General features: G+C 60.1%; 17 protein-coding genes. 15 read left to right on the top strand and 2 right to left on the bottom strand.

Going from position 1 to position 21,388, the window contains the following annotated elements:
- The first annotated feature begins 136 nt into the window (after positions 1–136).
- The 6 genes from BUE92_RS03025 (at position 137) to BUE92_RS03000 (ending at position 9,203) form a co-directional block, all read left to right on the top strand.
- Positions 137–919: a class II aldolase/adducin family protein gene (locus BUE92_RS03025; protein WP_073521867.1), complete on the top strand. Its 783-nt coding sequence runs from the start codon at positions 137–139 to the stop codon at positions 917–919.
- Complete coding sequence (locus BUE92_RS03020; RefSeq protein ID WP_073521866.1) at positions 919–1,821, top strand: alpha/beta fold hydrolase; 903 nt, start codon at positions 919–921, stop codon at positions 1,819–1,821. The genes BUE92_RS03025 and BUE92_RS03020 overlap by 1 nt, the downstream gene beginning before the upstream one ends.
- A gap of 118 nt (positions 1,822–1,939) precedes the next feature.
- A complete protein-coding gene (locus BUE92_RS03015) occupies positions 1,940–2,851 on the top strand; it encodes an SDR family oxidoreductase (protein ID WP_073521865.1) in 912 nt (303 codons plus the stop codon).
- Between the two features lie 481 nt (positions 2,852–3,332).
- Positions 3,333–5,123 carry a DUF1302 domain-containing protein gene (locus BUE92_RS03010; RefSeq protein WP_073521864.1) on the top strand — a complete coding sequence of 597 codons (1,791 nt, stop codon included), beginning with the start codon at positions 3,333–3,335 and terminating at the stop codon, positions 5,121–5,123.
- 27 nt (positions 5,124–5,150) lie between these two features.
- Positions 5,151–6,509, top strand: coding sequence for a DUF1329 domain-containing protein (locus tag BUE92_RS03005; RefSeq protein ID WP_073521863.1), 1,359 nt, complete (start codon positions 5,151–5,153; stop codon positions 6,507–6,509).
- A gap of 198 nt (positions 6,510–6,707) precedes the next feature.
- The gene (locus tag BUE92_RS03000) at positions 6,708–9,203 is read left to right on the top strand and encodes a LuxR C-terminal-related transcriptional regulator (RefSeq protein WP_073521862.1); all 2,496 of its coding nucleotides are present in this window, start codon (positions 6,708–6,710) and stop codon (positions 9,201–9,203) included.
- On the opposite strand, the gene BUE92_RS02995 is transcribed toward BUE92_RS03000, so the two are convergent.
- Positions 9,200–10,075 (bottom strand): AraC family transcriptional regulator, encoded by an 876-nt coding sequence (locus BUE92_RS02995; protein WP_073521919.1) that lies wholly within the window; start codon positions 10,073–10,075, stop codon positions 9,200–9,202. The genes BUE92_RS03000 and BUE92_RS02995 overlap by 4 nt on opposite strands.
- Positions 10,076–10,211: 136 nt before the next feature.
- On the opposite strand from BUE92_RS02995, the gene BUE92_RS02990 reads away from it, so the two are divergent.
- Positions 10,212–11,123: a DMT family transporter gene (locus tag BUE92_RS02990; RefSeq protein WP_073521861.1), complete on the top strand. Its 912-nt coding sequence runs from the start codon at positions 10,212–10,214 to the stop codon at positions 11,121–11,123.
- A 170-nt stretch (positions 11,124–11,293) separates the two neighbouring features.
- Here BUE92_RS02990 and norR read toward each other — a convergent pair whose 3' ends face one another.
- Positions 11,294–12,841 (bottom strand): nitric oxide reductase transcriptional regulator NorR, encoded by a 1,548-nt coding sequence (norR, locus tag BUE92_RS02985; RefSeq protein ID WP_073521860.1) that lies wholly within the window; start codon positions 12,839–12,841, stop codon positions 11,294–11,296.
- A gap of 147 nt (positions 12,842–12,988) precedes the next feature.
- Between norR and hmpA the strand changes: the two genes are divergently transcribed.
- The 8 genes from hmpA (at position 12,989) to queC (ending at position 21,368) form a co-directional block, all read left to right on the top strand.
- Entirely contained in the window at positions 12,989–14,170 is a 1,182-nt protein-coding gene (gene hmpA, locus BUE92_RS02980; protein WP_073521859.1) for an NO-inducible flavohemoprotein, read from the top strand.
- Positions 14,171–14,407: 237 nt separating this feature from the next.
- Positions 14,408–14,914 (top strand): disulfide bond formation protein B, encoded by a 507-nt coding sequence (locus BUE92_RS02975; RefSeq protein ID WP_047711744.1) that lies wholly within the window; start codon positions 14,408–14,410, stop codon positions 14,912–14,914.
- Positions 14,915–15,707: 793 nt separating this feature from the next.
- Positions 15,708–16,649 carry a ubiquinol oxidase subunit II gene (gene cyoA, locus BUE92_RS02960; RefSeq protein WP_073521857.1) on the top strand — a complete coding sequence of 314 codons (942 nt, stop codon included), beginning with the start codon at positions 15,708–15,710 and terminating at the stop codon, positions 16,647–16,649.
- A 3-nt stretch (positions 16,650–16,652) separates the two neighbouring features.
- Positions 16,653–18,671: a cytochrome o ubiquinol oxidase subunit I gene (cyoB, locus tag BUE92_RS02955; protein WP_073521856.1), complete on the top strand. Its 2,019-nt coding sequence runs from the start codon at positions 16,653–16,655 to the stop codon at positions 18,669–18,671.
- A gap of 3 nt (positions 18,672–18,674) precedes the next feature.
- A complete protein-coding gene (locus tag BUE92_RS02950) occupies positions 18,675–19,301 on the top strand; it encodes a cytochrome o ubiquinol oxidase subunit III (RefSeq protein WP_034133624.1) in 627 nt (208 codons plus the stop codon).
- Complete coding sequence (gene cyoD / locus BUE92_RS02945) at positions 19,301–19,636, top strand: cytochrome o ubiquinol oxidase subunit IV (protein ID WP_003194051.1); 336 nt, start codon at positions 19,301–19,303, stop codon at positions 19,634–19,636. Before BUE92_RS02950 ends, cyoD begins: the two co-directional genes overlap by 1 nt.
- 11 nt (positions 19,637–19,647) lie before the next feature.
- Positions 19,648–20,535, top strand: coding sequence for a heme o synthase (cyoE, locus tag BUE92_RS02940; protein ID WP_014719864.1), 888 nt, complete (start codon positions 19,648–19,650; stop codon positions 20,533–20,535).
- A 134-nt stretch (positions 20,536–20,669) separates the two neighbouring features.
- The gene (gene queC, locus BUE92_RS02935; protein ID WP_044268318.1) at positions 20,670–21,368 is read left to right on the top strand and encodes a 7-cyano-7-deazaguanine synthase QueC; all 699 of its coding nucleotides are present in this window, start codon (positions 20,670–20,672) and stop codon (positions 21,366–21,368) included.
- Positions 21,369–21,388 lie beyond the last annotated feature (20 nt).

The raw sequence follows: 21,388 nt of genomic DNA, 5'->3' as shown, positions 1-21,388 counted from the left end.
GTATTTGTACTATTCTCATGACTGACTCGCTCAGTCATCAAGCTGGCTGCGAAGGCAACTCCTTCCAACTCGGCGTCTGACTAGACTGGCTCTCACTTTTAGACACAATAAGAAGTGCGCCAAGGAGGTCATTGCCATGAGCCTAGCCCCTGCTCCATCGCCACAGAATGTCAAAGCCCAGGTCAGCGCCGCCGAATGGCAAACCCGCGTGGACCTGGCGGCCTGTTATCGCCTGGTAGCCATGCACGGCTGGGATGACCTGATCTTCACGCATATTTCGGCCAAGGTGCCGGGCACTGAAGATTTCCTGATCAACCCCTATGGGCTGATGTTCCATGAGATCACCGCGTCGAGCCTGGTCAAGGTTGACCAGGCCGGCAATAAGCAAATGGACAGCCCCTACGAGATCAACCCTGCGGGCTACACCATCCACAGCGCCATCCACGAAGTGCGCCACGACGTGACCTGCGTGCTGCACACCCACACCGCTGCCGGCGTGGCGGTGTGTGCGCAAAAGCAGGGTGTATTGCCCATCAGCCAGCAATCGCTGTTCGTGCTGTCCAACCTGGGCTATCACGCCTATGAGGGCGTGGCGCTCAATCACGAGGAAAAGGCCCGGCTGCAAGCGGATCTGGGCCAGAACAATTTCCTGATGCTGCACAACCACGGCCTGCTGACCTGCGCCGGCACTATCGCCGACACCTTCCTGATGATGTTCACCTTCCAGCGCGCCTGCGAGATTCAGGTACTGGCCCAAAGCGGCGGCACCGAGTTGATAGCCATCGAGCCGCAGATTCTCGCCGGTGCCAAGGCGATGGTGGCAGCTGTCACAAAAAGCGCCCAAGGTATGGGCGGTGCGCTGGCCTGGCCGGCACTTCTGCGCAAATTGGACCAACAGGACCCCGGGTATAAAAGCTGATGCCACTCGCCGAGATACCGCTCAGAGCCTGGCGCAAGCGCGGCCAGGACTTCGTCTTTCGTGGCCACACCGTGCGGTATTGGGTGGCCGGGCAGGGCGAGCCGTTGCTGCTGATTCATGGTTTCCCCACGGCCAGTTGGGACTGGCACTACCTGTGGCAACCCCTGGCCCAGCGCAACCTGGTGATTGCCTGCGACATGCTCGGCTTTGGCGACTCGGTCAAACCCTTGAACCACGACTATTGCCTGTTGGAACAGGCCGATCTGCAACAGGCGCTGCTTGAGCACCTGCGGGTAGAGCAGCCGGTGCATGTGTTGGCTCATGACTACGGCGACAGTGTCGCCCAGGAATTATTGGCCCGGCATTACGAGGGGCGGTTCCAGATGGCGAGCTGTGTATTTCTCAACGGCGGGCTGTTTCCGGAAACCCATCGGCCGGCGCTGGTGCAAAAGCTATTGCTCAGCCCGTTGGGCTGGATGATCGGCCGGGCCTTTGGGCGCAATGCCTTGGCCAGTAGTTTCAACCAGATTTTCGGCCCCCAGACGCGGCCCAGTGAAAGCGTGCTGGATGATTTCTGGAGTTTGATCAGTTGCAATGACGGCCCGCGCATCCTGCACAAGCTGATCGCTTATATTCCCCAGCGCCGTCGTCTGCGTGAGCGTTGGCTGGCAGGCATGCAGCGAGGTGAGGTGCCGTTGCGGGTGATCGACGGCGAGGTGGACCCGATTTCCGGTGCCCATATGGTCGAGCGCTATCGCCAACTGGTGCCGGAGCCCGACACGATACTGCTGGCCAATATCGGCCACTACCCGCAGATCGAGGCGCCGGTCCAGGTGCTCAAACACTACCAGGGATTTCGTGATCGCCTTGGCCAGCCCTCACCGCGCGCGGCCTATTCCTGAGCCTGCGCATCATCCCGCTGCCTTATCAAGCACCATTCAGCCCTGGCCGTCTTTATTGTGACCAAAGGCTGCGTGCGTGACACTCTGTCTATTCCCATTGTCGCCAGCGGAGTTCGGTATGAGTGAGTCAGTGCAATTGCAGGATAAGGTCGTGATCGTCACCGGCGCCGGTGGTGGCTTGGGCCAGGCCCATGCGCTGCTGTTCGCCAGGCACGGAGCCAGAGTGCTGGTCAACGACCTGGGTGGATCAACCCAAGGCGAGGGTGCCAACGCCTCGGCGGCTGACCGGGTGGTGGCGCAGATTCGCGCGGCAGGCGGCATTGCCGAAGCCAACCATGACTCCGTCACCGACGGCGACAAGATCGTACAGAACGCCCTGGATGTCTTCGGCCGGGTCGACGTGGTGGTCAACAACGCCGGCATCCTGCGCGACAAGACCTTCCACAAAATGGACGACAACGACTGGGACCTGGTTTACCGGGTGCACGTCGAAGGCGCCTACAAAGTCACCCGCGCCGCCTGGCCGCACTTGCGCGAGCAGGGTTATGGCCGGGTGATCTTTACGGCGTCGACGTCCGGTATCTACGGCAACTTCGGCCAGTCCAACTACGGCATGGCCAAGTTGGGCCTGTATGGCTTGACCCGCACCCTGGCGCTGGAAGGGCGCAAGAACAACATCCTGGTCAATGCGATTGCTCCTACCGGTGGCACACGCATGACCGAAGGGCTGATCCCGCCGCAAGTGTTCGAGCGCCTCAAACCGGAACTGGTCAGCCCGTTGGTGGTGTACCTGGGTAGTGAAGCTTGTGAAGAAACTGCCGGCTTGTTTGAAGTGGGTGGTGGCTGGATCGGCAAGACCCGTTGGGAGCGCAGCCTGGGTGTGGGTTTTGATCCCGAGGCCGGTTTTTCGCCGGAGGATGTAGCCGCGCACTGGCAGCAGATCTGCGATTTCGAAGGGGCTGCGCACCCCAAGGACAATATCGAGGCGTTGAAGGAAATGATGGCCAACTTGCAGAAGTTCAGCCTCTGATCATTGCCGGTAAATCAATGAATCCCACGGGGCGTCGATGACGCCCCGTTTTGTTTAGGGCATAAAAAAGGCCGCTGCATAGGCAGCGGCCGAAGTAAGACGTTGGATCAAGGAGCGACAAATCAACGTCAGTGAACACCGGGAACAGACTGATTACAGGACCAATCCGTTATAAATCAGCTTTTCTCCCCAATGCGGGAGCGGGCCGTTTGCCCTGAGAGCCAGGCAAGAATAGTCGGTTGTAACAAAATGAGTAATAGCAAATCGGGACAAGGACTATTACCAGTTCGGCAATAATTGCAGGGCGCCATCGATTCTTCTGATAACCCTTCATCCATCGCATGCATGTCACCAGGCCAACGCCCGGCCAGATAACCCCGTCATCCTTTCGAGCGACAACACGAATACCTCCTTGGTGCGCTTATCGCTCCTCAAGGGCGGCAGTAGGGTGGAGCCTTCTGTCACTCACCGGGGAAGACGCATGACAAAAACAATAATGCGCGCCATCTTCACGCCACAGGCGCTGGCCACTGCGGTAGCGCTGGGCTGCTGTGCCCAGGCGCAGGCTGTTTCGTTCAATATCGGCGAGATCGAAGGGCAATTCGACTCCTCGCTGTCGGTCGGCGCCAGTTGGGGCATGCGCGATGCCGATAAAAGCCTGGTCGGCACGGTCAATGGTGGGACGGGCCAGGCGTCCACCGGGGATGACGGGCGCCTCAACTTCAAGAAGGGCGAGACCTTCTCCAAGATATTCAAGGGGCTGCACGACCTTGAGTTGAAGTACGGCGACACCGGCGTATTCGTGCGTGGCAAGTATTGGTACGACTTCGAGCTCAAGGACGAAGACCGCGAGTTCAAGCCCATCAGCGACCACAACCGCAAGGAAGGCGCCAAGTCCAGCGGTGCGCAGATCCTCGATGCCTTTGTCTACCACAACTACTCCCTGGGCGACCTGCCCGGCACCGTGCGCGCCGGTAAGCAGGTGGTCAGTTGGGGCGAAAGTACCTTCATCGGTAACTCGATCAACAGCATCAACCCGATCGACGTGTCGGCGTTCCGCAGGCCCGGTGCCGAGATCAAGGAAGGCTTGATCCCGGTGAACATGCTGTTTGCCTCCCAGACCCTGACCAATCAACTGACCGTAGAGGGGTTCTATCAACTGGAATGGGACCAGACGGTGCTGGACAACTGCGGCACCTTCTTTGGTGGTGACGTGGCGGCGGACGGCTGCACCGATAACTACACCGTCGGCAGCCCGGCGATCCGACCGCTGCAACCGGTGGCGGCTGCCTTTGGCCAAGGGTTTGGCGTGACCAATGAAGGTGTGATTGTGCGGCGTGCCGGTGACCGCGATGCGCGCGACTCCGGCCAATTCGGCGCAGCCCTGCGCTGGCTGGGCGATGACACTGAGTACGGCCTGTACTTCATGAACTACCACAGCCGTACGCCAACCGTCGGCACCCTGACCGCCAATACCAACCTCGCCACCATCGGGCGCATCATCAACACCGCCAACGCCCTGGCGCCTGGCTCCGGCGCCGGTTTGGCGCAAAGCACCATGCTGGGCCGTGGCCAGTACTACCTGGATTACCCGGAAGACATTCGCCTGTTCGGCGCCAGTTTCTCCACCACCTTGCCCACGGGCACGGCGTGGACCGGCGAGATCAGCTATCGGCCCAATGCGCCGGTGCAACTCAACACCACTGACCTGACCCTGGCTCTGGTCAACCCCATTGCGGGCCAACTGGCCTCACCCATCCGCAGCAATTTCGGCGATGACAACAAAGGCTATCGCCGCAAGGAAATCACCCAGATCCAGAGCACCATGACCCAGTTCTTCGACCAGGTACTGGGCGCCGAGCGCCTGACCCTGGTGGGCGAAGCGGCGGTGGTGCACGTCGCCGGCCTGGAAGAAAAAACCAAACTGCGCTACGGCCGAGACTCGGTGTACGGCGCCTACGGTTTTCAAGGTGACACCGACGGTTTTGTCACCTCCACCTCCTGGGGCTACCGGGCACGGGCGATCCTTGACTACAACAACGCGATTGCCGGTGTGAACCTCAAGCCCAACCTGTCCTGGTCCCATGACGTCGCGGGCTACGGCCCCAACGGCCTGTTCAACAAAGGCGCCAAGGCCATCAGCGTCGGCGTGGATGCGGACTATCGCAGCACCTACACCGCAAGCCTGAGCTACACCGACTTTTTTGGCGGTGACTACAACACCCTGACCGACCGCGACTTCCTCGCCCTCAGCTTCGGCGTGAACTTCTGATCTGGCTTAAAAGAAGGACAAGACCCTATGCGTAAGATGATTGCAGTGTTGGCCCTGAGCGTATTGGCCGCCAACGTAATGGCGGCGGTATCGCCCGACGAAGCCGCCAAACTCGGCACCAGCCTGACCCCGGTCGGCGCCGAAAAAGCCGGCAACGCCGATGGCTCGATCCCGGCCTGGACCGGCGGTATTCCGAAAAACGCCGGCGCGGTGGACAGCAAGGGCTTCCTGGCTGATCCCTTCGCCAACGAAAAACCGCTGTTCGTGATCACCGCCGCCACGGTGGACAAGTACAAGGACAAACTCTCCGACGGCCAGGTGGCGATGTTCAAGCGCTACCCCGAGACCTACAAGATCCCGGTGTACCCGAGCCACCGCACGGTCAACTTGCCTGCGGACATTTACGAGTCGATCAAGCGCAGCGCCGTGAATGTGAAGGCGATCAACGATGGCAACGGCCTGGAGAATTTCACTGGCAACCGTTACTACGCGTTCCCTATCCCGAAGAATGGCGTGGAGGTGCTGTGGAATCACATCACCCGTTACCACGGCGGCAACCTGCGGCGCATCATCACCCAGGCCACGCCGCAGACCAATGGCAGCTACACGCCGATTCGCTTCGAAGAGGAAGTGGCGGTGCCCCAGGCTATCCCGGATATCGACCCGGCCAAGGCCGCCAACGTGCTCAGCTATTTCAAGCAATCGGTCACCGCCCCGGCGCGGCTGGCGGGTAACGTGCTGCTGGTGCATGAAACCCTCGACCAGGTGAAGGAGCCGCGCCTGGCCTGGATCTACAACGCCGGGCAGCGCCGTGTGCGGCGCGCACCGCAAGTGTCCTACGACGGCCCGGGCACCGCTTCCGACGGCCTGCGCACCACCGACAACTTCGACATGTTCTCCGGCGCGCCCGACCGTTATGACTGGAAACTGGTGGGCAAGAAGGAGATGTACATCCCTTACAACAGCTACAAGCTCGATTCGCCGAGCCTCAAGTACGACGACATCATCAAGGCCGGCCATATCAACCAGGACCTGACCCGTTACGAGTTGCACCGCGTATGGGAAGTGATCGGCACCGTCAAACCCAGCGAGCGGCATATCTATGCCAAGCGCCATATGTTCATCGACGAAGACAGCTGGCAAGTCGCCCTGGTGGACCACTACGATGGCCGCGGCCAACTGTGGCGCGTTGCCGAAGGCCATGCGCAGTTCTATTACGACCACCAGGTGCCGGCCTACACCGTGGAAACCCTGTACGACCTGATTGCCGGGCGCTACATCGCGCTGGGCATGAAGAATGAGGAGAAGAGCAGCTTCGTGTTCGGCTTCGCGGCCAAGGCGGCGGACTACACCCCGGCTGCACTGAGGTCAGCGGGCGTGCGCTGATTTCTGTGGGAGCGGGCTTGCTCGCGAATACGGTGTATCAGTCAGCTGATTTATTGACTGACATGCCGCATTCGCGAGCAAGCCCGCTCTCACATTGGGTTCTATGCATGGTCACTAATCACCCCGCTGAATACTTCTTCAACAACCGCCAATCACAGGTCTAGGGTGATGCAACAATAAAAACAGCAGGATGCAGCAATGACCGCCATGACCCGCTGCCTGGACCGTCCTGGATGCATGCCTCGGCTGTCCGCACACCATCTGTTGCGCCCGCGCTTGTCCGGGCCTCTGCTCGCAGCGCAGGCGCGTGTGCGGTTGTTGTGCGCGCCGTGTGGCAGTGGCAAGAGTGCCCTGCTCGCCGAGTGCGCGTTGCAGGCGCCGGCGGGGTGCCTGGTTTATTGGATGCCGCTCAATGGCGTCGCGCTCAGCCCGTTGGATTTGTGCACACGGCTGGCGCAACACCTGGGCCTGGTGTTTGTCGATGAAGCCACCTTGCTGCTCGACCTCAGCCGCTGGTCCAGCCCCACGTGGCTGTTTCTGGATGACTTCTGCCGCCTGCCGGCCCCGGAGTTGGACGCTTTGCTTGACCGTCTGCTCAGTGCCAGCAGTGCGCAACTGACGTGGTGGCTGGGTGCGCGGCGGCGCCCGGTGTGCAACTGGCCGCGCCTGTTGCTGGAGGATGAGTTGCTGGAGTGCAGTGAGTTGTCGTTCAACGCTGCGGAGGTCCAGGCACTGCTCGCCCCAGGGCAGGACGTCGACAGCGTAATGCAGTTCAGCGGTGGTTGGTGTGCCGGTGTGCGCATCGCCGTGCTGGGTGATAACCACCCCGACAAGACCTTGCTGGATTACCTGCAACACGAACTCTTCAGCACCTTGCCGGCGCCACTGGCTGACGCCTGGCGTGTACTGGCCCATCTGCCGCGCTTTAACCTGAGCCTGTGCGAGCACTTGTTCGGTCAGGGTGACGGCGATCAGTACCTGCGCGAGCTGCAGGCGCTCGGGGCGTTTATCCAGCCCTGGGAAACCACCAGCGACTGGTTGCACGTGTTTCCACCGTTGGCGCGACTGCTGCGTGACGAACCCTGGCCGGCCAAGCGCTCGTGGCATCGCCGCGCCTGCCAATGGTTCAGCGCCGAGCGCGACTGGCAAGCCGCCTTCGAGCAGGCGTTGCTGGCGCAGGAATATGAAGTGGCGGTGAGCCTGTTGCAGCACTTCAGTTTCGAGGATTTGTTTCGCCAGCAGAACGCTGTGCTGCTGTTGCGCCTGCATGAACAGCAGGGCGATGAATTGATGTTGGGTTCGGCGCAGTTGGTGGGGCTGCTCACGGCCGCGTTGTTGTTTGCCGGGCGCTTCGAACAGGCGGCCTTGTGTATCGACCAACTGGCCCGGTTTGCCCCGCAACCAACGGCTGCCGCGCAGCGCTTTGTGCTGGCGCGCTGGCAGGCGCAGTGGGGCTGGTTGCTGCATTTGAGCGGCGATGCCGAACGCTCTCGCGAGCACTTTATCGAAGCCCTGCAATCGCTGCCCGACAGCGCCTGGACATCGCGCCTGATGTGTCTGTCGGGCCTGACCCAGCAAGCCTTGCTGCGCGGTGAGTTGGAGGCCGCCCAAAGCTTGAACCGTGAAGCGCTGTGCCTGGCCCGGGCCCACGGTTCGCTGGTATTGGAGGCCCTGCTGGAGTTGGACCACGCCCAATTGCTGGAGCAGCGTGGCGCGCCGTACCGGGCGCAAAGCCTGTTGGAAACGGTGCAAGCGATGTTGGCCGGGCAGCGCCTCACCGCTGGGCCGTTGGTGGGGCGTATTGTTCTGCGTCGCGGGCATCTGGCCTTGCGTCAGGGCCAGGACGGCCTGGCAGCCGAATGTTTCGAGGCCGGCTTGAGCATGTGCCTGCAGAGCCAGGACAAGCGCGTTCTGTACGGCTTTCTGGGCCTGGCGCTATTGGCGGCCAATCGTGGCGACTACGCCCAGGCCTTCATTCAATTGCGCGACGCCGAGCGCCTGATGCAGCAGCGCCATGTGCCCGACACGGTGTACCGTGCGGTACTGCTGTTGGTCAGTGGGCACTTCTGGTTGCAGCAAGGTCGCGCCGAATTGACGGTGCAAGCCGTGCGCCGGGTGTTGCGCCACTTTCGCGGGCCTTGCGCCAAGCAGGCACCGCCGGCCACCTTGGAGCTGATCCCGCGCCTGGAATATTTGCTGGTGCTGGCCGAGGTCAAGCTGGGCTGTGCCGAGCAACCTATCGCACGGCTCAATGCCTTGCTCGACACCTCACGGCAACACGGCATGCTTTGCCTGGAAACCGAATTGCACCTGGTGCTGGGTGAAGTGACCTGGCAACTTGGCGACCCGGCGTTGGCGCGCCGGTCGCTGCAAGCTGGCTTGGCGCTGGCAGAGCGTTGCCAAGTACAGCAGGCGGTCCGCGAGTTGCGTTTACGCGCCCCGGGACTTTTGAGTGAGCTGGGCCTGGAGCCCCAGGCCGCGCCTGCCGGGGCGGCGCAGAACCCGCTGAGCCAGCGTGAGCTGGAGGTGCTGCAACTGATCGCCCTGGGCAACTCCAACCTGGAGATCGCTGAGCGCCTGTATATCTCTCTGCATACCGTCAAGACGCATGCGCGGCGTATCCACAGCAAACTCGGGGTAGAGCGACGTACCCAGGCGGTCGCCAAGGCGAAGACGTTGGGCTTGATGGTCTAGGCGCCGAACGCCTGACGGTATTGGCCCGGCGTGGCGCCCATGGCGTGGCGAAAGCGCTGGTTGAAATGGCTGGCGCTGGAAAAACCGCACAGCAAGGCCAGCTCACTGATCGGTAAAGCGCCGCTGCGCAGCAGGCTTTTCGCTCGCGCCAGACGCCGTGCCAGCAGGTATTGATGGGGCGGCACGCCGAAGCTTTGACGGAACATCCGGGCGAAATGGTATTCGGACAGCGCGCACATCGCGGCCAACTGGCCGAGGCTGATGGAGTCTTCCATATGTTGGTCGATGTACTCCACCAACCGCCGCCGTTGGTGCGCGGCCAACCCGCCTTTCAAACGCAAGCCTTCGCGGGCGCCGACCTGGTTGAGCAAGGTATGGCTGAGCAGTTCGTGGGCCAGGCTGCTGGTCAGCAGGCGTTCGCCGGGCTCGTGCCAGTTGAGGCTGACCAACTGGTGAAAGCGCTGGGCCTGGAATGGGTCTTCAAGGAAGGTGCCCTCACGCAATTGCAACTGCCGTGGCTCACGGTCCAGCAGGGTGACGCAGCCGAGGGCAAATTGTTCCGGGCTGAAATACAGGTGGGCCAGGCGAATATCGCCATTGATCACCCAGGCCGACTGATGCTCGGCCGGCAGGATGCACAGTTTGTCGGGGCCGCCCTTGATACCCGGCTGATCACGCCGAAAGGTGCCCGTGCCGCCGCCGATGTAGCAGGACAGCGTGTGATGGCTGGGGCCCTGGTAATCCTGGGCGTCATGGTGGTTGCTCCACACGGCCGCAGCCAACCCGTCACCGAGCTCGGCGCAGGCTTGCAGGCGTGCGTGGGGCGAGCGGTTGAGGGCTTGGAAGACGTGCAGCGATTGCAGCTCTGGCATGGTGTGTTCTCCGACACCCTGCATCCTACGCTCCAAGGCTGGCGCTGTGAGCCCATCGCCCGACAAAAGCGCAAGAATGTGCAAGAACCTCAGGGCAGTTGAAGGCAACACTGTGGCTCAATCGACGGAGCCCACTATGAACCTCTTCTTGTATTCACTCACGGTACTGATTTGGGGCACCACCTGGATCGCGCTCAAGTGGCAACTCGGCGTGGTGGCGATTCCAGTGTCGATTGTCTATCGCTTCGGCTTGGCTGCCCTGGTGTTGTTCGTGTTGTTGCTGCTCAGTCGCAAGTTGCAGGTGATGAACCGGCGTGGGCACCTGATCTGCCTGGCGCAGGGGGTGTGCCTGTTCTGCGTCAATTTCATGTGTTTTCTCACCGCCAGCCAATGGATTCCCAGCGGGCTGGTAGCGGTGGTGTTTTCCACGGCGACCTTGTGGAACGCGCTCAATGCCCGGGTGTTTTTTGGCCAGCGGGTGGCGCGTAATGTGCTGATGGGCGGGGCGCTTGGGTTGCTGGGGCTGGGCTTTTTGTTCTGGCCGGAGTTGGTTGGGCATACCGCCAGCCCGCAAACCTTGTTGGGCCTGGGCTTGGCCCTGCTGGGCACCCTGTGCTTCTCGGCGGGCAACCTGCTATCGAGCCTGCAGCAGAAGGCCGGGCTCAAGCCGCTGACCACCAATGCCTGGGGCATGGCCTATGGGGCGGCGATGCTGGCGGCCTATTGCGCAGTACGTGGTATTCCCTTCGAGATGGACTGGAGTGCGCGGTATATCGGCGCGCTGTGGTACCTGGTAATTCCAGGCTCGGTGATTGGTTTTACCGCTTACCTCACCCTGGTGGGCCGCATGGGGCCGGAGAAAGCGGCGTATTGCACGGTGCTGTTTCCGGTAGTGGCGCTGAATGTGTCGGCAGTGGCCGAGGGTTACCAGTGGACGGCTCCGGCGTTGATGGGGCTGGTGCTGGTGATGCTGGGGAATGTGCTGGTGTTTCGCCGGCGGAGGGCATCTGCGCCTGTGAACCCAGTGCTCAATGCTAAACAAATCTGAAAGTGTGGAAGGGGGCAAGCCCTAATGCCTGTAGGAGCGAGCTTGCTCGCGAAAAACTCACAGACGCCGCGTTCATTCAGGAGGCACGCGTTATCGTTGACGTTTTTCGCGAGCAAGCTCGCTCCTACAGAAGACAAGCCTCCTTCCCACATTTAACTGAGTCGCCTGGTCTATTTGAGGCCCAGGCGCTTGGCCATGCGCCCCAGGTTGGCGCGGTCCAGGCCCAGTTCGCGGGCGGCGCTGGCCCAGTTGTGCTGATGGCGTTCCAGGCAGGCGCTGATGAGTTGGCGCTGGTAATGCTCGGTGGCCTGGCGCAGATCGCCGCTGACCACCGGGAGGGTAGGGGCCGGTGCTTCTTCGGCCGCAGCCGCAGTCACGTCGGGCAAGTCCAGGTCCAGGGCGCTCAGGCTGAGAATCTTCGGGCGCTCGCGGCAATTGCCCAGGGCTTTCAACGCGCTGCGTCCGATCAAGTGCTCCAGCTCGCGCACATTGCCGGGCCAGTTATAGGCCTGCAGGGCCGCCTGCGCATCGCCGGTCAGGCGCAGGCTGCCCAGGCCCATGCGCGAACGGTTCTGTTCAAGGAAGAAGCCCGCCAATAGCAGCACATCACGCCCGCGCTCGCGCAGCGCCGGCACTTGCAGCGGGTAGACGCTCAAACGGTGGTAGAAGTCGGCACGGTAGCGGCCATTGCGCACTTCTTCGGCAAGGTCGCGGTTAGTGGCGGCAATCAGGCGCACATCCACCTGGTGCTCCTTGTCCGACCCCAGGCGCTGCAACTGGCCGCTTTGCAGCACACGCAGCAACTTGGCCTGCACGGTCAACGACAACTCACCCACTTCATCCAGGAACAAGGTGCCGCCATTGGCCAGTTCGAACTTGCCCCGGCGCTCGTTCAACGCGCCGGTAAAGGCGCCGCGCACATGGCCGAACAATTCGCTTTCTACCAAGGTCTCGGGCAGGGCGGCGCAGTTGAGGCTGATCAGCGGTTTGTCGGCGCGCGAGGACGTGGCGTGGATCGCCTGGGCCACCAACTCCTTGCCGACCCCGGTTTCGCCGGTAATCAGCACGGTCAAGTCACTGCCGCCGACCAGGTTGATTTCCTCGACCAGGCGCTTGTGCGCTTTGCTCTGGCCGATCATTTCCTTGGGCTGCTGGCCACTGGCCTGGCGATAGATCTCGGCGCGCTGGTGCTCGTCTTCGGCCCGCAGCGCCAGGCGCTCGATACGTTCAGCCACGTTGACGGTGGCCGCGGCAAGGCTGGCGAACGCTTGCAGGGCGTCCAGCTCGACTCGTTCAAAGCGCTCGGTATCGAGGGCGTCCAGGGTCAGCAGGCCCCAGGGCTGGTCGTCGATAAACAGCGGGCAGCCCATGCAGTCGTGGACTTCCAGATGGCCGTGCAAGCCGGCGACCAGGCCGTCATAGGGGTCGGGTAGCTCGCTGTCACTGTCGAAGCGGGTAGGGCCGGGGCTGCTCAGCAGGATCTCGAAGCGCGGATGTTCACTGACCTTGAAGCGCCGGCCCAAGGTATCGGCGCTCAAGCCGTCCACGGCCAACGGCACCAACCACTCGCCGTCCAGGCGTAGCAACGCGGCGGCGTCGCAGGGCAGCAGGGCGCGCATGGCTTGCAGCAGGCGTCGGTAGCGCTCGCCTTCGGGCAAGTCCCGGGACAGGTCAGCGACCAGCGGCAGCAGGGTGGTGAGCAGTGGTTGTGCAGTCATAATGACTCCTTGTAGTCCTTATGACTATAAAGTGTAAGAGGTCATACTGACTACATAATATTTAAGTGATTGAAAATAAAGAATTTATAAGTTGGCACGATTACTGACTGCCTAAAGGCAATCAGTAAGAAGACCCAGGAGTCTCCCATGCTTAGTGCCCAAGACCGTGCAATCATCAAATCCACTGTGCCCCTGCTGGAAAGCGGCGGCGAAGCGCTGATCACGCATTTCTATCGCATGATGCTGTCCGAGTATCCCGAAGTCCGTCCGCTGTTCAACCAGGCTCACCAGGCCAGTGGTGACCAGCCTCGCGCCTTGGCCAATGGCGTGCTGATGTACGCGCGGCATATCGACCAGTTGGACCAACTGGGCGACCTGGTGGCCAAGATCATCAACAAGCACGTGGCCTTGCAGATCCTGCCGGAGCATTACCCCATTGTTGGCGCCTGCCTGCTGCGGGCTATTTCCGAAGTGCTGGGCAGCGAGATTGCCACCCCCGAGGTCATGAGTGCCTGGGGCGCGGCCTACGGCCAGTTGGCGGACATTCTGATCGGCGCCGAAGCGGCCATCTACGACGAAAAAGCCCAGGCGCCCGGCGGCTGGCGTGGGGCGCGGGCGTTCCTGTTGGTCAAGCGCGTGGAAGAGAGTGACGAGATCATCTCTTTTTACTTCGCGCCAGTGGACAACGGCCCGATCCTGGCCGCAGCACCTGGCCAGTACATCGGCCTGAAACTGGTGCTCGATGGCGAGGAAGTGCGTCGCAACTATTCTCTGTCGGCCCTCACCGACACCGGGCTGTACCGCATCAGCGTCAAGCGCGAAGCGGGCGGGCGGGTGTCCAATTACCTGCACGACCAGATGCATGTCGGCGCGACCATTGATCTGTTCCCGCCGTCGGGCGAGTTCACCCTGGCCGCCAGTGATAAACCGCTGGTGCTGATCAGCGGCGGGGTAGGGATTACGCCCACGCTGCCGATGCTTGAAGCCGCACTGGCGACCGAGCGCCCGGTGCATTTTATCCATTGCGCCCGTAACGGCGGGGTGCATGCGTTCCGTGATTGGGTGGACACCCTGGCGGCCAAGCATCCGCAGCTCAAGCGTTTCTACTGCTATGCCGAGGATGACGGTGTCAGCCCGGCGGCGGACAAGGTCGGCATGCTCAACCAGGAGCAACTGGCGGCCTGGTTGCCTGAGCAGCGCGATATTGATGCCTACTTCCTGGGGCCCAAGGGCTTCATGGCGGCGATCAAGCGGCATCTCAAGGCGCTGGGTGTGCCAGAGAAGCAGGCGCGCTATGAGTTCTTTGGCCCGGCGGCGGCGCTGGAATAATCCTCCCTAGCAACAACACTGTCCAAAATGTGGGAGCGGGCTTGCTCGCGAAAGCGGTGTGTCAGTCAATACATGTGTCTCTGATACTCCGCCTTCGCGAGCAAGCCCGCTCCCACATTTGGCACTCTATTGCGCCTGATTAATCCGCCGTTAACCCCTCTCTGTTTTAACCACTGCCTGTGTGTAAACTTGTTGCCATCAGGCACAAACCATAATCAGAGAAAGGGAAAGACGGGGATGATTGACGACATGCGTTTAGGCAGGGAGCGGCGCTTTCTGGTGTTGCTGGGCATCATCTGCCTGGCGCTGATTGGCGGGGCGCTGTACATGCAAGTGGTGCTGGGCGAAGCACCGTGCCCGCTGTGCATTCTGCAACGCTACGCCTTGCTGCTGATTGCGCTCTTCGCGTTCATCGGCGCGGCCATGCGCACCAAGGGCGCGCTGACGTTCTTCGAAGGGTTGGTGGTGCTCAGCGCCTTGGGTGGCGTGGCTGCGGCCGGCCACCATGTGTACACCCAGTTCTTTCCCCAGGTCAGTTGCGGTATCGATGTGTTGCAGCCGATCGTTGACGACCTGCCCCTGGCCAAGGTGTTTCCCCTGGGCTTCCAGGTCGACGGCTTTTGCAGCACCCCCTACCCGCCGGTCCTCGGCCTGTCCCTGGCCCAATGGGCACTGGTGGCTTTCGTGCTGACGGCGATCCTGGTGCCCCTGTGCATCTATCGCAACCGTCATCCCAAAGCCTGAGCCGCCGCACCTGCCGAACGCTCCGTTGCTTCTGAATGAAGGCGGAGCGTTTTTGTTTGTAGGGATTTGTGAAAGCACCGTGACGAGGGGCAACGGAAGGTGCGCGCAGCGTGCGACATGTTGTCACATGAACGTTGTCGCAGGACGTTTCTGACCCGCCAAATCGGCCCTTGAATTTGCACCCGGCGTACAAGTTGTGCTGTCAGTTCGTGGTTCGCACGGCGGCCCGATTCGTGTGCGGCCCCAATCCCTGAAGCATCTATGAATGCCTTGTTTTATGGGCACTTGGATACCTTCGGCATGCCCTTACAGGCCGTAAGGGAAGTGGCACTGTGCCCAATAACACGGCAATTTTTGTGGTTTTTGTTGAGAATCGAACGCGATAAGATCGCGAATCTTTGCAACTTTGGTGAAGGATTGTTGCTGGAATCGATAAAAATTATTTCTCTATAAGACATGGTTTATACATCGCTAGCTAACTACAATCGCCCGCACTGAATGTCCGGTGCTGTTCAATATTTGAGCATTGGAGCGGTCGAGGAGCAGATGGAAGGCTCAATGCGACCCCAGGTTCCGGCAGCCTTTCAACTATCCGCACCAAATGGAATTGGTCTGTAACAAGGCCTTTAGCCACGAAATCGAATAAGAACTCACTGCAGGTCCGTGAAACGTACAGTCATGACGTGTCGGGCAGGCTCTTATTCAATCGAAGAGAAATGCCAACCCTTGGCAGGGTGAAGTGTTGGCGATCAAAACCCAACTGCATTGCGCAAGCTGCTTTAGAGGTCGTGAGATGAGTAAAAACAGGTACCCCCGATTACTAGGCTTTTTGCCGCTGCTTGGCATGATGTTAATGCTGGGAGGCTGCAAGTGGACCTTGCTCGACCCAAAAGGACAGGTCGGTCTGGATGAACGAAACCTGATCATCACCGCTACCCTGCTGATGCTGCTGGTTGTGGTGCCTGTGATCGTGATGACCTTCGCCTTCGCCTGGAAATACCGCGCGTCCAACACCAGCGCCACCTACGCGCCGAAGTGGTCGCACTCCACCAAGATCGAGATCGCGGTGTGGCTGGTTCCGATCCTCATCATCATCGCCCTGGGTTACATCACCTATAAGTCGACCCACGCGCTGGACCCGTATCGTCCGCTGGAGTCCGACGTCAAGCCTGTGAACATCCAGGTGGTCGCGCTGGATTGGAAGTGGCTGTTCATCTACCCGGACCTGGGTATCGCCACTGTCAACGAGATCCGCTTCCCGGAGCACACCCCGCTTAACTTCCGGATCACCTCCGACGCCGTGATGAACTCGTTCTTCATCCCTGCACTGGGCGGCCAGATCTACGCGATGGCAGGCATGCAGACCCGCCTGCACCTGATCGCCAACCAGAAAGCTGAAATGGAAGGCATCTCCGCCAACTACAGCGGTGCTGGCTTCACCGGCATGAAATTCAAAGCGATCTCGACAAGCCAGGAAGATTTCGACGCCTGGGTAGCTGCAGTCAAGGCCGCACCTAAACAGCTTGATCAAGCTGAATACGACGCTCTGACCAAACCGAGCCAGAACAACCCTGTCGCCTTGTACTCCGCGTATGAGCCGGACCTGTTTCAGAAAATCGTCGACAAGTACGAAGGTATGAAGCCAGGCAAACCGGTCAAGCACGAGAAGAAAGAAGTGGCCGCGGTTGAAGGTTCTGATACAGGCGCGCATTCAACTGCTGGGGCAGAGGAGTAAACGATGTTTGGTAAATTAAGTTGGGACGCGGTCCCATTCCACGAGCCGATCGTGATGGTGACTATCGCCATGATCGCGCTGGGTGGTCTGGCACTGTTTGCAGGTATTACCTACTTCAAGAAGTGGACCTACTTGTGGACCGAGTGGTTGACCTCGGTCGACCACAAGAAAATCGGCGTCATGTACGTCATCGTTGCCATGGTCATGCTGCTGCGTGGTTTTGCCGACGCCATCATGATGCGTACCCAGTTGGCCATGGCCACCGAGGGTTCGCCTGGCTACCTGCCACCTGAACACTATGACCAGATCTTCACCGCCCACGGTGTGATCATGATCATCTTCATGGCGATGCCATTCTTCACCGGCTTGATGAACCTTGCCTTGCCGCTGCAGATTGGTGCGCGTGACGTTGCCTACCCATTCCTGAACTCCCTGAGCTTCTGGCTGCTGGTGTCCGGCGTGGTGCTGATCAACGTTTCCCTGGGCGTTGGCGAATTCGCCAAGACCGGTTGGGTTGCGTATCCGCCATTGTCGGGGCTGCAATACAGTCCGGGCGTGGGTGTGGACTACTACATCTGGGCGCTACAGTTATCAGGGCTCGGGACGACATTGACGGGGGTCAACTTCCTGGCCACCGTCCTGAAAATGCGCGCCCCTGGCATGAAACTGATGGACATGCCGATCTTCACTTGGACCTGCACCTGGGCAAACGTGCTGATCGTGGCTTCGTTCCCGATCCTGGCCGCTACCATGGCGCTGCTGTCGCTTGACCGTTACCTGGATTTCCACATTTTCACCAATGAACTTGGTGGCAATCCAATGATGTACGTGAACCTGTTCTGGGCATGGGGTCACCCTGAGGTGTACATCCTGATCCTGCCAGCGTTCGGTATCTTCTCCGAAGTGATCTCGACCTTTACCGGCAAGCGCCTGTTCGGTCACCACTCGATGGTCTACGCATCGGGCGCAATTTCCGTACTGGGCTTTATGGTGTGGCTGCACCACTTCTTCACCATGGGGTCGGGGGCCAGCGTCAACGCCTTCTTCGGCCTGGCGACGATGCTGATTTCCATTCCGACGGGGGTGAAGCTATTCAACTGGCTGTTCACCATCTACCACGGTCGTCTGCGCATGACCAGCCAGGTCCTGTGGACCCTTGGCTTCATGGTGACCTTCGCCATCGGCGGCATGACCGGCGTACTGCTGGCCATCCCGGGTGCTGACTTCGTGCTGCACAACAGCCTGTTCGTGATCGCTCACTTCCACAACGTGATCATCGGTGGTGCGGTATTCGGCTACATCGCTGGTTTCAGCTTCTACTTCCCGAAAGCGTTCGGCTTCAAGCTGCACGAAGGCTGGGGCAAGGCTGCGTTCTGGTTCTGGATCTCGGGCTTCTTCGTCGCGTTCATGCCGCTCTATGCACTGGGCTTCATGGGCATGACCCGTCGTCTGAACGCCACCACCAACCCTGAGTGGGTACCGTACCTGTACGTTGCCATGTTCGGTGCGGTGATGATCGCTGTGGGTATCGCCTGCCAGCTGATCCAGCTGTACGTCAGCGTGCGTGATCGCAAGAAGAACATGTGCGAATCCGGCGACCCATGGAACGGCCACACCCTGGAATGGTCGACCTCGTCGCCACCACCGTTCTACAACTTCGCCGTGATCCCTACTGCGAACACCATTGATGCGTTCACCGAAGCCAAGGAAGACGGTACTGCGTACCAGAAGCCCAAGCACTACGAACCGATCCACATGCCAAACAACACCGCCACTGGCGTGGTGATGGGTGCGCTGTTGACCGTGTTCGGTTTCGCGATGATCTGGCACATCTGGTGGCTGGCAATCGCGAGCCTGGTGGGCACTATCGGTTACTTCATCATTCACGCTGCCCGTGATGATCAAGGCTACATGGTGCCGGTCGAAACGATCGAACGCATCGAAGCCGAGCAGCACGCTCGCCTGGTAGCCGAGAAGAAGATCCCGGCCAACCGTGTAGAAACCTCGTTGGAACAGGCTTAAACCATGTCGAACTTAGTGACCAATGCTGGACACGCCCATGTCGATGACCATGGGCACGATGACCACCACCACGACTCAGGGCCGATAACCGTCTACGGTTTCTGGCTCTACCTGATGACCGACTGCATCTTGTTTGCGTCGATCTTCGCGGTGTACGCGGTACTGGTAAACAACGTAGCGGGTGGCCCGTCGGGCCACGACATCTTCGAACTGCCTTACGTGCTCGGCGAAACCGCCTTGCTGCTGTTCAGTTCGATCACCTACGGTTTCGCCATGTTGGCCTTCTACAAGGGCAACAAGAAAGGCGTGCTGACCTGGCTGGGCCTGACCTTCCTGTTCGGCCTGGGCTTCATCGGCATGGAGATCAACGAGTTCCACCTGCTGATCTCCGAAGGCTACGGCCCGCACCGTTCCGGTTTCCTGTCGGCGTTCTTCACGCTGGTCGGCACCCACGGTCTGCACGTAACCGCAGGTTTGCTGTGGATGGCGGTGATGATCTATCAGGTCAATAAGCACGGCCTGACCAACACCAACAAGACCCGCCTGAGCTGCCTGAGCCTGTTCTGGCACTTCCTGGACGTGGTCTGGATCTGCGTATTCACCGTCGTTTACTTGATGGGGACTCTGTAATGGCTAATGCACACTCCCATGACAGCCACGATTCAAGCCACGGCAGCGTAAAGTCTTACGCCATCGGCTTCATCCTGTCGGTCATCCTGACCCTGATCCCGTTCGGCCTGGTGATGTACCCAACCTTGCCGAAGTCGATCACCTTGATGATCGTCCTGGCGTTCGCGGTGATTCAGGTTCTGGTTCACCTGGTGTACTTCCTGCACCTGGACCGCTCCAAAGAGCAGCGCGAGAACGTGATCGCGTTTGTGTTCGCAGGCCTGGTGATCGTTCTGCTAGTTGGTCTGTCGCTGTGGATCATGTTCAGCATCCACACCTACATGATGGCGAAGTGAGGTAAGACCCGATGTCGCTTAAGCACTTTATCCAAATCACCAAACCGGGGATCATTTTCGGTAACGTGCTTTCTGTGGCGGGCGGTTTCTTCCTGGCCTCCAAGGGACATGTCGATCTGGCCATCTTCCTGGCTGCAATGATCGGTACGTCCCTGGTGGTTGCTTCCGGTTGCGTATTCAACAACTGCATCGACCGTGACATCGACATCAAGATGGAGCGCACCAAGAATCGCGTGCTGGTCCAGGGCCTCATCTCCCTGAAGCTGGCACTGATCTATGCGACCGTCCTGGGTGTTGCCGGTGTGGCCCTGTTGTACAAGGTGGCCAACCCGTTGGCGGCGCTGTTTGCCGTGATCGGTTTTGTCATCTACGTCGGCCTCTACAGCCTGTACCTCAAGCGCAAGTCGGTTCACGGCACGCTGGTGGGCAGTCTGTCGGGGGCAATGCCGCCGGTGATTGGTTATGTAGCTGTGACCAATAGCTTCGACATGGCCGCGCTGGTGCTGCTGGTGATGTTCAGCCTGTGGCAGATGCCGCATTCCTACGCCATCGCGATTTTCCGCTTCAATGACTACCTGGCTGCATCGATTCCGGTATTGCCGGTCAAGCGTGGCATCCAGGTGGCCAAGAAACACATCCTGCTCTACATCCTGGCCTTCCTCGTGGCGACCTTGATGTTGACCTTCAGTGGCTACGCCGGCATGAGCTACCTCGCCGTCGCCGCCGCCATGGGCATGTACTGGTTGTACATGGCCTGGACCGGCTACAAGGCGGTGGATGACACCGTCTGGGCGCGCAAGCTGTTCGTGTTCTCGATCTTCACCATCACCGCGCTCAGCGTGATGATGTCCCTGGATTTCCAAGTGCCGAAAGAGCTGTTGCTGACCTACGCCCACTGAGTGGTCTTGCAGTAAAAAAGCCCCGCCTTCGAAAGACGCGCGGGGTTTTTTATTGAGCGCTGCGTTATCGTTGACGTTTTTCGCGAGCGAGCTCGCTCCTACCTCCCAATTCTACAAATGCAGGAAGCAATGCAATGAGTAAAAAAGCCGTGATGGTTTTCAGTGGTGGGCAGGATTCGACGACCTGCCTGATCCAGGCCCTGCCGCTGTATGACGAAGTGCACTGCATTACCTTTGATTACGGCCAGCGCCATGTGGCAGAAATCGAAGTGGCGCAGAAATTGGCCAAGCAGTTGGGTGCCACTGTGCACAAAGTGATGGATGTGTCCCTGCTCAATGAGCTGGCGATCAGCAGCCTGACGCGCGACAACATCCCGGTGCCGACCGTGAACAGCTCGGGTGAAAGCCTGCCGAGTACCTTTGTGCCGGGGCGCAACATCCTGTTCCTGACCCTGGCTGCGATCTACGCCTATCAAGTGAAGGCCGAGACCGTCATCACCGGCGTATGCGAAACCGACTTCTCGGGCTACCCCGATTGCCGGGACGAATTTGTCAAAGCGCTCAACCAGGCCCTCAAGCTGGGCATGGAATACGACGTGCGCCTCGACACGCCGTTGATGTGGCTGAACAAGGCCGAGACCTGGGCCCTGGCCGATTACCACGGGCAACTGGAGCTGGTGCGCGAGCAGACGCTGACCTGCTACAACGGCATCATCGGTACCGGCTGTGGCGAGTGTGACGCGTGCAACCTGCGCGCTCGGGGCTTGAATGACTACCTGCAGAACAAGACACCTGTCATGCAGAGCCTCAAGCACAAGTTGCAACTGAAATAACCCTTGTAGGAGCGAGCTTG

The organism is Pseudomonas fluorescens, from assembly GCF_001902145.1.
Classification (GTDB): Bacteria; Pseudomonadota; Gammaproteobacteria; order Pseudomonadales; family Pseudomonadaceae; genus Aquipseudomonas; species Aquipseudomonas fluorescens_BV.
Note: the sequence above shows the minus strand (reverse complement) of the source record. Positions and strands in the feature narration are given on the sequence as shown.

Bases quoted from the DNA above. Each gene is read 5' to 3' on its own strand.
- BUE92_RS03025 (WP_073521867.1), top strand. From the start codon at position 137: ATGAGCCTAGCCCCTGCTCCATCGCCACAGAATGTCAAAGCCCAGGTC.
- BUE92_RS03020 (WP_073521866.1), top strand. From the start codon at position 919: ATGCCACTCGCCGAGATACCGCTCAGAGCCTGGCGCAAGCGCGGCCAG.
- BUE92_RS03015 (WP_073521865.1), top strand. From the start codon at position 1,940: ATGAGTGAGTCAGTGCAATTGCAGGATAAGGTCGTGATCGTCACCGGC.
- BUE92_RS03010 (WP_073521864.1), top strand. From the start codon at position 3,333: ATGACAAAAACAATAATGCGCGCCATCTTCACGCCACAGGCGCTGGCC.
- BUE92_RS03005 (WP_073521863.1), top strand. From the start codon at position 5,151: ATGCGTAAGATGATTGCAGTGTTGGCCCTGAGCGTATTGGCCGCCAAC.
- BUE92_RS03000 (WP_073521862.1), top strand. From the start codon at position 6,708: ATGACCGCCATGACCCGCTGCCTGGACCGTCCTGGATGCATGCCTCGG.
- BUE92_RS02995 (WP_073521919.1), bottom strand. From the start codon at position 10,075: ATGCCAGAGCTGCAATCGCTGCACGTCTTCCAAGCCCTCAACCGCTCG.
- BUE92_RS02990 (WP_073521861.1), top strand. From the start codon at position 10,212: ATGAACCTCTTCTTGTATTCACTCACGGTACTGATTTGGGGCACCACC.
- norR (WP_073521860.1), bottom strand. From the start codon at position 12,841: ATGACTGCACAACCACTGCTCACCACCCTGCTGCCGCTGGTCGCTGAC.
- hmpA (WP_073521859.1), top strand. From the start codon at position 12,989: ATGCTTAGTGCCCAAGACCGTGCAATCATCAAATCCACTGTGCCCCTG.
- BUE92_RS02975 (WP_047711744.1), top strand. From the start codon at position 14,408: ATGATTGACGACATGCGTTTAGGCAGGGAGCGGCGCTTTCTGGTGTTG.
- cyoA (WP_073521857.1), top strand. From the start codon at position 15,708: ATGAGTAAAAACAGGTACCCCCGATTACTAGGCTTTTTGCCGCTGCTT.
- cyoB (WP_073521856.1), top strand. From the start codon at position 16,653: ATGTTTGGTAAATTAAGTTGGGACGCGGTCCCATTCCACGAGCCGATC.
- BUE92_RS02950 (WP_034133624.1), top strand. From the start codon at position 18,675: ATGTCGAACTTAGTGACCAATGCTGGACACGCCCATGTCGATGACCAT.
- cyoD (WP_003194051.1), top strand. From the start codon at position 19,301: ATGGCTAATGCACACTCCCATGACAGCCACGATTCAAGCCACGGCAGC.
- cyoE (WP_014719864.1), top strand. From the start codon at position 19,648: ATGTCGCTTAAGCACTTTATCCAAATCACCAAACCGGGGATCATTTTC.
- queC (WP_044268318.1), top strand. From the start codon at position 20,670: ATGAGTAAAAAAGCCGTGATGGTTTTCAGTGGTGGGCAGGATTCGACG.